We start from the raw sequence: 12,197 nt of genomic DNA, 5'->3' as shown, positions 1-12,197 counted from the left end.
CAGCCCCGGGTTGCCGTCTCTGGAGCGGAGCGATGACGAGAATTCTGGCAATAACGAATCAAAAAGGCGGCGTGGGGAAAACAACCACCAGCGTGAATCTGGCAGCGAGCCTCGCGGCTGCCAAGCGTCGGGTACTGTTGGTTGACCTTGACCCGCAGGGTAACGCTACCATGGGGAGTGGCGTAGATAAGCGCGCACTGCCGCATACCGTTTACCAGGTGCTGCTCGGGAGCCGGAGCGTGGCCGAGGTAAGCGTGCATTCCACGAGTGGCAAATACGATCTCATTCCCGCCAACCGTGAACTGGCGGGCGCCGAAATAGAGATGGTGGACCTACCCCGGCGCGAAACTCGGCTGAAGGAGGCTTTGCACGATGTTGAACAAAACTATGATTTTATTCTCATCGATTGCCCCCCCGCGCTCAATCTGTTGACGCTTAACGGGCTGTGCGCCGCGTATGCCGTAATGATCCCAATGCAGTGCGAGTATTATGCTCTCGAGGGCTTAAGCGATCTTGTCAATACCATAAAAAAAGTGCGGGCAAATCTTAACCCTGCGCTAGAGATCGAAGGGTTGCTGCGTACAATGTTTGACCCGCGCAATATATTAGCCCAACAGGTGTCGGATCAATTGCAGCAGCACTTCGGCGAAAAGGTGTACCGCACGGTGATACCTCGCAATGTCCGATTGGCCGAAGCCCCGAGTTTCGGCATTCCCGCGCTGTATCACGACAAATTATCCAAAGGCACCCAAGCCTATCTGGCGCTTGCGGGAGAAATGTTAAACCGATATTTCCCTAGTGAAGCACCGTTTCAGCAGGACTTGGACAACACACTGGAAGCATAGGCGTAAAGCAGGAAGATCATGAAATCTAAGGGATTGGGCAGGGGATTGGATGCGTTGCTGGCGGGGAACGAAAACGTCAGGACAGGCGAGACGCTGCGGAATTTGAAATTATCGCAGTTGCAACCGGGCAAATATCAACCGCGCACGCGCATGGATAAGGAGTCGCTGGCGGAGCTCGCCGAATCGATAAAATCCCAGGGAATCATGCAACCAGTGCTGGTCCGCCCTATTTCAGCGGGCCGCTATGAAATCATAGCCGGGGAACGGCGCTGGCGGGCAGCACAGCTTGCGGCGATTTCCGAAGTGCCAGCGCTTGTTCGCGAAGTGCCTGACGAGGCCGTGCTGGCCATGTCGCTGATCGAGAATATTCAGCGCGAGGATCTCAATCCGCTGGAAGAAGCGCTCGGAATTCAACGACTTATAAAGGAGTTTGGCATGACGCACGAGGCTGCAAGCCAAGCTCTGGGTAGTTCCCGGAGTGCGGTTTCCAATCTTCTACGATTGCTCAATCTGCCATCGCCCGTCCAGGAATTGTTAATGGACGGAAAAATAGATATGGGGCACGGTCGCGCACTGCTCTCGCTTCCCCCCGCGAAGCAAATTGAAATCGCTAATCTGGTGGCGCATAAACAGCTTTCCGTGCGTGAAACCGAGAGGCTGGTACACCGGATCGAGCATCCCGCGCCAAAGCCAAAAGGACGTGCCAAAAACGACCGTGATCTATTAAATCTGCAGGAAGATGTTTCTGCGAAGCTTGGTGCGCAAGTTGTTATAAAACCGGGGAAAAGAGGTGCCGGAACCCTGGTGATCCATTACAGCAGCCTGGAGCAACTGGACGGGATATTGTCTCGCTGGTAATTCGAATTCGGCCAGGCGTGCGGCTCCCGCGCGTTCGGAGCGCCGCGCGTCGCCCGCAAACTGCTTGACTTGGTTGATCTTCGCGGATAGTCTTTACAGGGTTGTGGGTATGTAAAGTATATGTAACATTGGTATTGATATTGGTATTTCAAGGGGTATTTCGGGGATATCAGTATTTTAGTGTTGTTAAATTGGTAATGGTTCAGTATTAGGAAAGAGGAAAGGGGAAGCGCCACAGCCCTGGGAGGAAGAAGGGGAAGGGGGCGGTTCCTGAGGAAGAAGTAGTACTCGATCATCAACGCAACAGGAGAAATTAAAATGGCAACAACCTATGAAACGTCGAGCACGGCGAAGTCGGGAGGACGCGATTACGACATGTCGCTGTGGTACGACTCAAGGTGGTACAAATTTGGGCTCATCACCATGCTGGCGGTGGCGATATTCTGGGTCTGGTATCAGCGGACCTTTGCCTATTCGCACGGGATGGACTCGATGGAACCCGAGTTTGAGAAAGTCTGGATGGGATTATGGCGCGTACACATGATCGTCATGCCGCTGTTTGCACTGGTTACCTGGGGCTGGATCTGGAAGACCCGCGACACCCAGGCACAACTGGACAATCTTGATCCGAAACTTGAAATCAAGCGTTACTTCTACTGGATGATGTGGCTGGGCGTCTACCTGTTTGGCGTTTACTGGGGCGGCAGCTTCTTCACCGAGCAAGACGCATCCTGGCACCAGGTCATCATTCGCGACACGAGCTTCACCCCGAGCCATGTGGTTGTATTCTACGGCTCCTTCCCGATGTACATCGTCTGCGGCGTGGCAAGCTACCTGTATGCCATGACCCGTCTGCCGCTGTACTCCCGCGGCACCTCGTTCCCGCTGGTCATGGCCATTGCTGGTCCGCTCATGATTCTGCCGAACGTAGGCCTGAACGAATGGGGCCATGCCTTCTGGTTCATGGAAGAACTCTTCAGCGCACCGCTGCATTGGGGCTTCGTGATTCTGGGCTGGGCAGGACTGTTTTCCGGTGGCATTGCAGCACAAATCATCACCCGCTACTCCAACCTGACCGATGTTGTCTGGAACGGACAGAGCAAAGTCATCCTCAACAACCGGATCGTACCTTAATCGGTTAAGAGGCTGATTGAAAGTCCTGCTGCGGCCGCCCCCCGCCCCGGAACACCGGGAGAGGAGCGGCCGCAGCGACAGCGGCCAGGCACTGGCAGGATCCTAGTGCCAGCGCTGCACGGGCAGCCAGAGACGAACGAAGGGGAAGGCACCCGGGTAGAGGCCGCAGGCAAGACAGCAGCACGGCAGCACAACATTCTGTTTAAAGATTTATAGATTATTTGAGGGGAGGGCGCGATGAGCAGAACAGATGAAATACTAAAGGCGGCCAAGATGCCGCCGGAAGCAGTAAAGATGTCCAGGATGATAGACGCGGTATATTTCCCGATTCTATGCATACTGCTGGTTGGAACCTACCACATGCACTTTATGCTGCTGGCAGGCGACTGGGACTTCTGGCTGGACTGGAAGGATCGTCAATGGTGGCCGGTGGTAACACCGATCGTGGGCATCACCTACTGTGCCGCCATCATGTACTACCTGTGGGTCAACTACAGACTGCCCTTTGGGGCCACGCTATGCATCGTCTGCCTGCTGGTTGGCGAATGGCTGACCCGCTACTGGGGCTTCTACTGGTGGTCACACTACCCCATCAACTTTGTATTCCCCTCCACCATGATACCTGGAGCGCTGGTCATGGACACCGTCTTGCTGCTCACGCGCAACTGGATGGTGACAGCCCTGATTGGCGGCGGCGCATTTGGTCTTTTGTTCTACCCGGGCAACTGGCCGATATTTGGCCCCACCCACCTGCCGCTCGTGGCTGAAGGCGTACTGCTGTCGTTAGCCGATTACACCGGCTTCCTGTATGTACGCACCGGCACGCCTGAGTACGTGCGCCTGATCGAACAAGGCTCGCTGCGAACGTTTGGCGGCCACACCACGGTTATTGCCGCATTCTTCTCCGCGTTCGTCTCCATGCTCATGTTCTGCGTGTGGTGGTATTTTGGCAAAGTCTACTGCACCGCCTTCTACTACGTAAAAGGCGCCCGTGGCCGCGTCAGCATGAAGAACGACGTCACCGCATTTGGCGAAGAAGGCTTTCCCGAGGGGATCAAATAAATGAACACAAAACACCTCATCAAACAGGGCGTATTGGGCCTGTGCGGCGCAGCCGCGCTGGCCATGGGCCTGATGCTCGACATCCAGCCTGCGGCAGCGCATGGTGAACGCTCGCAGGAGCCATTCCTGCGCATGCGTACCATCCAGTGGTACGACATGAAATGGCAGCCTGAGACCACCAAGGTCAACGATCTTGCATCCATGACCGGCAAATTCCACCTTGCCGAAGACTGGCCGCGGGCCGTTGGCAAACCTGGACGCGCCTTCTTCAACGTAGGCAGCCCCAGCCCGGTGTTCGTACGGCTTAGCACCAAGTTGAACGGTGAGCCGACCATGATCTCGGGTCCGCTTGAGATCGGCCGCGACTACGCGTTTGAAGCCAAACTCAAAGCGCGGATTCCGGGACGCCATCACATGCATGCCATGGTCAACATCAAGGATGCAGGCCCGATTGCAGGCCCTGCCGCCTGGATGAACATCACCGGCAGCTGGGATGACTTCACCAACCCGATCAAACTGCTGACGGGCGAGACCATTGACACCGAGACCTTCAACTTCAGCAACGGCATCTTCTGGCATTTGCTGTGGCTGGGTCTTGGCTGTTTCTGGATCGGCTACTACGTTGCGCGGCCCATGTTCCTGCCGCGTTCGCGCGTACTGCTGGCCTATGGCGACGAGCTTCTGCTCGATCCCATGGACAAGAAGATGGCGTGGATCATCCTCATCCTGACCTTTGGCATCGTATGGGGCGGGTATCGTTACACCGAGACCAAGCATCCCTACACCGTGCCGATCCAGGCGGGTGAGTCCAAGGTTCAGCCGTTGCCGGTGAAACCCAACCCCATCGCCATCAAAGTGACCCACGCCAACTATGACGTACCTGGGCGTGCACTGCGGGTGACGATGTCTGTGACCAACAGCGGGGATACGGCCTATCGCATCGGCGAGTTCACCACGGCGGGTGTGCGCTTCATCAACAAGGTGGGCCTGAAGCATCTGGACCGCAACTATCCGAAGGAACTGGTTGCCACCGGACTCTCGTTTGACAACGACGCCCCGCTCCAACCGGGCGAGACACGCGAAGTCAAGATGGAAGCGAAAGATGCGCTGTGGGAAGTACAACGGCTGATGGCGCTCCTGGGTGACCCGGAAAGCCGGTTTGGCGGATTGCTCATGACCTGGAACGATGCTGGCGATCGCAACATCAACAGCATAGCCGGTGCAGTCATACCGGTCTTCACCAAGCTCTAAGCAAACCTGAGGAACCTGTAGACGAAAGGTTCCTCAAAACACCGGTCCGCCGCCGTCAACAGACGGAAAGGTGGATCGGTGTTTTTTTAACGCGTAAGAAATATAAAAACGGCAACTGAAACAGCAATGACTCCGCTCCGGCGCTAAAATAGCGGGGACGGAAAGCCGATAGCGAACAGCGTTGTAATATGCAAGCGAGAGGATTCTTTCGTGGTTAGGCAAGTGACACAGGCAGGCGCGCTCATCCTGATTGCGGCACTCTATGCCGGCAACGTGGCCGCGCATGGACGAGAATCGATGGAAGAAGACAGCTGCGTACGCCGCATAGGCGAGAACATGGTGCATTTGAGCGCCTACCAGCCGCAATTTGACGCCAGCGCCCAATACTGCACCGAAATACCCAAGATTGGAGACACCACCCTGGTAGTGGACCTCATAGATCCTGCGATGCGCGAGATGTCCATCGGCATGCGGGTGATAAAAGGCACCAACGCAGAGGAAGACGAAACCGTCTCCCACGTGCGTCCGAGCGTCCATCCTGACGGCGTCATCAGGGGAGAGACGAGCCTCGATCAGGGGCTCTACACCGTCATCATTACCGCCGAGGGTCTTCCGCCCTTGCGCTACCAATACCCCCTGCGAGTGCAGATGGTCAATTACAGCAACATATTCCGCGCCGCGGTCGTGCCGCTCATCGGCCTGCTGCTCTTGACCCTGCTGGGATACAAACTCATGAAATCCAAGCGCGTGGAACGCTGGCGCGCACAGCGCCGCTCATAGGCAACCAAAAGTAGATAGACAGCAGATAGACGATTCCTCAATTCTTATAGGCGATTTTGATAATGTCCTTACAATTTCTCAAGCCGGCCTTCGTATGCCTGATGCTTGTCATCGGCCTTCCATACGCTGCGCAGGTGCAGGCCCACGGCGGACTCTCCCTGGCTGACGACGTATGCAAACTTACCATCGGCCCCTACACCATGCACTTTACCGGTTACCAGCCGGATAGTACCCAGGAGAAGGAATTCTGCGAAGACATTCCGGCTACCGGGCGCACCGTGGTCGCGCTTGACTACATCGAAGAAGCGCTGCGTCCCCTGCCCACCGAAGTGCGCATCATTCGCGACACCGGCCCCGGCGGCGGCCAGCCTGGACCGGAAGAACAGCAAAACCTGGAGGGCATCACCATCCTGCACGTTCCGGCCAAGGTCTACCCCAATGGCTCCATCAACTTTGAATACCAGTTTGCCCAGCCTGGCAAATTCGTGGGCCTCGTGACCGTGGGTGAAAAGGGTGAATATGTGTCACGCTTCCCATTCTCGGTAGGCGAACCCAAGGGCACCTCGCCCTATCTCATCGTCGGCATTGCCGCGCTCGTGGTCGCCGCCGTGGTATTCTTCCTGCGCGGGCGCAAATCGGCCGATATGGGCGCCGCATAACACTGGCGCAGCCGTTTCGCAGAACCTGGGCCCATGGGTCCGGACGGCGGTTGCGGCTGTGCTAGAACCAAACTGAAGCAATGCAGTCAAACAACCATACCTGCGCCGCCAACAGGGGCATTTGCCCGCGAGAGCGCGGCGGTCAGAACGAGGAGCAAGAATGCAACCATTGATGATTCCGGTCCTGAAGCGGCTCATGATGGGCAGCGCCCTCATCATGGCGCTGGGAGCGAGCCTGCATAGCGCCCCGGTGCTGGCGCACGCCATGTTGGTCAAGGCCGAGCCGGCGCGCCGCGCCGTGCTCTCCCAGCCGCCTGCGCAAGTGCGGCTCTGGTTTAACGAAGAAATCGAAAAGGATTACGCCTCGCTTGCCGTGCTTGACGGGGCCAAGGCCGCGGTGACCGATGCCAAGCCCACGATTGCCGCAGACGACCCCAAGGCCATAGTTCTGGCATTGCCGGAACTGGCGCCGGGCAAATACACAGTCAAGTTCCGGGTACTGTCGGTGGACGGCCACGTAGTTGACACGTCCTACGACTTCACAGTAAAGAGCAAAGCGCAAGAGAAATGATCGAGGTCATCGCGACGCTCCTGCGCTGGTTACAGCTCGCGTCCAACATGATCCTGGTCGGCGGCTGCGTCTTTCTGGCAATCGCCGGGACCTTCCACTCCCCCTGGGTTACCCGCCTGGAGCGCCTGCTTCCCTGGCTCTGCTTGATCCTCCTGATCGGGCTGCTGGGCATTTTAGCCACCACCACGGCACAGGCCACCGGCATCAGCGAGAACGCCTGGCGCCCGCAAGTCTGGCTCGCACTCCTGCAAAACACCCGCATGGGACAGATATGGATAGGGCGGGTCATCTGCGCCCTGATCGTCACCGCCATCGCCCTCTATTTGCGCTACTCCGAGCGTGCGCGCTGGAAATACGTGCTGTGCGCCACCGCTGCCGCCCTGACCTTGACTGTCGGCTCCCTTGCCAGCCATTCCGCGGCCGAAGAACTGTCAGTGGTATCGATATTGCCCTATGCCCTGCACATCATCCTGGCCAGCGTCTGGTTCGGCGCCCTGCCCGCCTTCCTGGTGGTGTGCTATGCCTGCACCGAGCCTGCCTCATCCAATCCGGGCAATCCGACGGGCAGCCAGCCCTCCATGCGCGCGGGCATCCAGACCGAAGCCATCCAGCGCATCCATGCCCTGTTCCAGTCACGCGAAGAAGCGGTCATGGCCGATGCCCAGGCATTGAAGCGTTTCTCCGCCATGGCCCTGCCGGTCATGCTGGCGGTGATTGCCACCGGCGTCATCATCACCGACCGCATGGTCGACACCAGCTATGGCGCGCTCGTGGCCACTTCATACGGCTGGCTGCTCGATGCCAAGATCGCCCTGCTGGTGATCGTACTTATCATTGCCGCGCGCGCCCGCTCCACCTGGCTGCCGCTGCTGTCCCAGCGTGCTGACTCTAACCTGGCGCAAGCCGGCGGACAGAGGCTGCGCAAATGGGTCAGCTTCGAATTCGTGCTCGCCTTAGGCATTGTGCTCCTGGCCACCATCGTGGCCAACACCGTGCCAGCCAAGCACGCCCTCATCCAGACCTGGCCCTATTCCTTCCGCTTCTCCATCGCCGCCACCTGGGGCGATCAGGCCGTCATGATGCGGGTCTGGAGCGGTGTGGCGCTGCTCTTGCTCTCCGGCGTGATCTTCACCCTGGGCAATCTCAAAAAATGGGACAAGAAACGCCGCTTCGGCATCCCGGCGCTGCTTCTGGCCCTGGCCGCAGGCGTAGGCTTGCCGCCGCTTGCCATCGACGCCTATCCGGAAACCTATCGCAAGACCCCGGTGCCGTTTGACACCATCTCCATTGCCAACGGCTCGGCCCTGTTCGCCGAGAACTGCGTGGCCTGTCATGGTTCCCAGGGCAAGGGCGATGGCGTCATGGCCAAGAGCTTTGCCAAGCCACCGGTGGACATGCTCACTGAACCGCACACCGCCAAGCATACCGCAGGCGACTTCTTCCACTGGCTCACCTTCGGCATCCCCGATACCGGCATGCCGGTATTTGCCGACAAGCTCTCCGAAGAGGATCGCTGGGATGTGGTCAATTACCTGCATGCCATGTCGCGCGGCTATCAGGCGCGCCTGATGAGCCCCAGCGTCAAGCCCGAGCAGCCCCAGCCTTCCATGGGCCCGCCCAATTTCTCCTACGTCGCCCACGATGGCTCAAGCGGCACACTAAAGGATTTCCGCGGCCAGAAGAACGTGCTGCTGGTGCTGTTCTCGTGGCCGCAATCGCGCGAGCGTATGGAGCAGCTGCAGCAGCTCCATACCGAGCTTGGGCGCGCCAACACAGTGCTCCTGGCCGTGCCCGAGGATGATCCCGATGCGCAGGAGCTGGCCCAGATCAAGGCGGAGGTTCCCTTCCCGGTGGTGACCGAAGGCGCCCACGAGATCGTGAAAAGCTATGCCCTGTTCCGTCGCACCCTGAGCAAGCCCGACCTGCTGGGTCCGGGCACCTTGCCCGAGCACATGGAGTTCCTGGTGGACCGCTTCGGCTATCTGCGCGCACGCTGGATTGCCGATGCCGATGGCCCCGGCTGGAGCAATCCCCGGTCCCTCATGCAGCAGGTCGCACAACTCAATCGCGAAAAGGAAATACTCCCCCCACCAGGCGACCATGTGCATTGACTGCGTTTCGCGTGGTTCTGTGCCGGGCAGACGAGCGTAACAAAGCCGCCCGACCGGCCCTGCCCCACATGTCCCCGTACGCCCCTTTAATCAGTCCCACTAGGAGAAGAAAAATGAGTAAATCGCTGGCCATCGTCTTTATCACTGCTACGCTGGCCGTATCACTGCCCGCCGCTGCGCATACCGAGGAATATTTCGACTCTATCGCTGCTCCCAATGGAGGACAGATGCGCATGGCCGGACCTTATCACCTGGAACTTGTGACGAAGGACAACGAGATCGTGCTATACGTAGCAGATCATAGTGATAAGAAGATTAGTAGCGAGGGAGGGGTGGGGAAGGCAAGCATTCAAGTAGGCAAGGGCAAGCCAAAAAGCTCGATTAAGCTGGAGCCGGCGGGCGGTAACATGCTAAAGGGGACGGGAGACTTCACAGTTACTCCCGAAACGATCATCATCACATTTATCAAGCTGCCGGATCAGGAGGCGCAATCCGCCCGTTTTACACCGCTAAAACCCAAGGCGAAAGCTGCCAAAAAACCACAGGATAAGAAACGGGCAGGGAACCATAGCGGACACGACCATCATCAGATGCATCATTAGCCCCAGCTAGAGGGAGGTAGCGAAGGATAAAACAGGCGAGAGCCGCGCGCTGGCGGATCCGCCAAGAGGAAATCCAACCGCGACGCGGGTCCGTGTCACGTTGGGAGTTCAACCCAATCAGACCGCGCTTGCCGGTACTGCGTCGGATTCGAGCGCTGCGTCCCTCCCCCTTTTTATATCGATCGTCATCAATATCGCCAAGCCAATAACAAAATAAACGCCGGTTATCAGCATCGCCAGCCTATGGTCGCCGTTCGAAATCCAGCTAACCACTCCATAAGTTACTGGGCCCACTATTGATGAAAGCTTGACCGCCAGCCCCCATAATCCGAAAAATTCCGCCCGCCTCGCGCTCGGACTGAAATAACCAACCAAGGCGCGTCCGGCAGACTGCGAAGCGCCAAGACACACTCCGGCAACGTTTGCCGCCAGCCAGAACATCGATCGGCTTTCTGCCGACCAGGCGAGCAATACCATAAGAAGCCATCCGAAAAGGGTCAGCGCAATCGTCGGAATATGACCTATTCTGTCCTGGAAGCTGCCGAAGGCAAACGCCCCGGCTGACGCGGTGACATTGACTACCAGAACAAGAAACATTGTGTCAGCCGTATCGAAATGCATTACCTGTTGCGCGTATATTGCCGCCAGCGTGATGACGGTCTGTACTCCTGCCTGATAGAACACAAGACAGGCAAGAAAACGCAACAGGTCACGAAACTCACGAACCTGATGAAGCGTACCCCTGAGCCGTGCCAGTGCTTCACGCCCTGCGCTCTGTGCCAAAAGATGCGGTTGAGGTACGGCTCGTTCTTTTAGAAAAAGAAACGTGGGAATACACGCTACCGCAAAAATCCCTGCCGTTATAAGCATTGTTACGGGCACGAATTGATCGGCCCGCATTCCCCTTTCCTGGGCCCATGTGACATACGCCAGTGATGCGCCCAGGCTGACGAGTCCGCCGATATAGCCGAGGCTCCAACCCCAGCCCGATACTTTTCCGAGCGCCCTGCTCTGTGCCAGTTCCGGCAAAAACGCCGCAATCAGGTTTTCGCCGCAACCGAAAAAAAAATTAGTGAGAACAATCAGCAAAATTGCCAGCCAGAGATCGCCGGGGCCGACAAGATAAAGCAGCGCCGTAAATGAAACGCATCCCACGGTGCTCAGCAACAGCAACCGTTTTTTTGCAGCATGGGCGTCAGCATAGGCTCCGACCAGCGGTGCGGCCACAATGATCAACGCATACGAAACCGCGAGCGATGCGGTCCATGCGAATGTTCCCCAGTCCTGATTGTTCGTTACTACCCCAACAAAGTACGCATTAAAAATTGCAGTAATTACAACTGTGGTATAGCCGGAATTCGCAAAGTCAAACATTGCCCATGACCAGGCTTCCCGCTTGCTCACTCCGGCAGCAAGATATTGTGACCTGTTACCTAGAGGCATAACTCCACCATTAAGCGAGACAAGTCCCAGGGGCTTCCCCTTTTTACATTCAAACGCAGAGCCATGTAAGGGTGACTAAATTAAGAGGAGAACCGCGACCGGTCGAACCGGACCTGAAAGTGAGCGCATACTCAGGAGTAGCTTGAAGCGACTATTTTCCGGAGTGAATTAGGAAGCGGAACTCGTGCTGTTCAATACTAACGCGAAGCTGATCGGAACCCTTGTATGGTTCAACGATGTTGCGCGAGGCAAATGTCTTTTGACCGTAAGGCCTGCTGGAGACAGCTCTGCCCCACTGGGCGGACACCAACCAGAAACAAAGGGCAATTGGCTGGGCCGAGTACTACTACAATACCAATTAATTCAAGAGTTCACTTGCCCTTCAGCGAGGTGACCTCTCGAAATTATCAGTGCTTCACCTGTTCCAAGTCGCCGGACACGTTCAGGAGAACCCCTATCAGGTTGAGCATTCCTTCCATTAGCAATTTCAGGTGCTCGTCATTGCGTTCAAACGATCGCAATGAAGCCAGAGTCTCGTCCACTGGTATTTCCCCCTGTTTCATCTGGTGATGTGCGAGGTTCAAGGCAAGCAATCGCGCACACTCCGCCAATTGCTCCTTGGTCGCCTTCCTAATTAGCATGTCCGCCAGCTCATAGGTCTGATCGAACGTCAACATGTCGGACATAGTCATTCTCTACTTATCAGATTAACACCATACAACCTCGCTCTTGCTTATCGCCCAACGGGGTAAAAAACTCCGAGCGCGAAAACCAAAAGACCTTCTATTTTATTCGTTCGTCGAGTTGAGGGCAAAATGCCCAAACCTGGGCGCAACTGACAAACAGAATCTTAACCGCATGCGCAAGATTTACCATTGGAC

Annotated in this window: 12 protein-coding genes; 10 read left to right on the top strand and 2 right to left on the bottom strand. The window is 57.0% G+C overall.

The features are described from left to right. Nucleotides 1–32 precede the first annotated feature (32 nt). The 10 genes from R5L00_RS07335 (at nt 33) to R5L00_RS07290 (ending at nt 9,873) form a co-directional block, all read left to right on the top strand. Nucleotides 33–845 (top strand): ParA family protein, encoded by an 813-nt coding sequence (locus tag R5L00_RS07335; RefSeq protein ID WP_107694383.1) that lies wholly within the window; start codon nt 33–35, stop codon nt 843–845. A gap of 18 nt (nt 846–863) precedes the next feature. Then, nucleotides 864–1,703, top strand: a complete 840-nt coding sequence (locus tag R5L00_RS07330) for a ParB/RepB/Spo0J family partition protein (RefSeq protein WP_219907524.1) — start codon at nt 864–866, stop codon at nt 1,701–1,703. A 318-nt stretch (nt 1,704–2,021) separates the two neighbouring features. Continuing rightward, nucleotides 2,022–2,837: a methane monooxygenase/ammonia monooxygenase subunit C gene (locus R5L00_RS07325; RefSeq protein WP_317650648.1), complete on the top strand. Its 816-nt coding sequence runs from the start codon at nt 2,022–2,024 to the stop codon at nt 2,835–2,837. A gap of 237 nt (nt 2,838–3,074) precedes the next feature. Beyond that, complete coding sequence (locus R5L00_RS07320) at nt 3,075–3,899, top strand: methane monooxygenase/ammonia monooxygenase subunit A (protein ID WP_107694664.1); 825 nt, start codon at nt 3,075–3,077, stop codon at nt 3,897–3,899. Next, nucleotides 3,900–5,150, top strand: coding sequence for a methane monooxygenase/ammonia monooxygenase subunit B (locus R5L00_RS07315; protein ID WP_317651494.1), 1,251 nt, complete (start codon nt 3,900–3,902; stop codon nt 5,148–5,150). Between the two features lie 210 nt (nt 5,151–5,360). After that, nucleotides 5,361–5,930, top strand: a complete 570-nt coding sequence (locus R5L00_RS07310) for a hypothetical protein (RefSeq protein ID WP_107694662.1) — start codon at nt 5,361–5,363, stop codon at nt 5,928–5,930. 101 nt (nt 5,931–6,031) lie between these two features. Then, a complete protein-coding gene (locus R5L00_RS07305; protein WP_107694679.1) occupies nt 6,032–6,589 on the top strand; it encodes a hypothetical protein in 558 nt (185 codons plus the stop codon). A gap of 160 nt (nt 6,590–6,749) precedes the next feature. After that, on the top strand, nt 6,750–7,160 hold the full coding sequence (locus tag R5L00_RS07300; RefSeq protein ID WP_258192716.1) for a copper resistance protein CopC: 411 nt from the start codon (nt 6,750–6,752) through the stop codon (nt 7,158–7,160). Continuing rightward, a complete protein-coding gene (locus R5L00_RS07295) occupies nt 7,157–9,271 on the top strand; it encodes a CopD family protein (protein WP_317653982.1) in 2,115 nt (704 codons plus the stop codon). Before R5L00_RS07300 ends, R5L00_RS07295 begins: the two co-directional genes overlap by 4 nt. A gap of 113 nt (nt 9,272–9,384) precedes the next feature. Continuing rightward, nucleotides 9,385–9,873 (top strand): hypothetical protein, encoded by a 489-nt coding sequence (locus R5L00_RS07290; protein ID WP_317653980.1) that lies wholly within the window; start codon nt 9,385–9,387, stop codon nt 9,871–9,873. A gap of 117 nt (nt 9,874–9,990) precedes the next feature. Here R5L00_RS07290 and R5L00_RS07285 read toward each other — a convergent pair whose 3' ends face one another. Both R5L00_RS07285 and R5L00_RS07280 read right to left on the bottom strand, forming a co-directional pair. Beyond that, nucleotides 9,991–11,316, bottom strand: coding sequence for an MFS transporter (locus tag R5L00_RS07285; RefSeq protein ID WP_317653979.1), 1,326 nt, complete (start codon nt 11,314–11,316; stop codon nt 9,991–9,993). 407 nt (nt 11,317–11,723) lie between these two features. Then, nucleotides 11,724–12,008: a hypothetical protein gene (locus R5L00_RS07280; protein WP_258192714.1), complete on the bottom strand. Its 285-nt coding sequence runs from the start codon at nt 12,006–12,008 to the stop codon at nt 11,724–11,726. Between the last annotated feature and the right edge of the window lie 189 nt (nt 12,009–12,197).

The sequence above is a fragment of the Nitrosospira sp. Is2 genome (assembly GCF_033095785.1).
Classification (GTDB): Bacteria; Pseudomonadota; Gammaproteobacteria; order Burkholderiales; family Nitrosomonadaceae; genus Nitrosospira.
The sequence above is the reverse complement of the archived record's forward strand: the minus strand, read 5'-3'. Positions and strand labels throughout refer to the sequence as shown.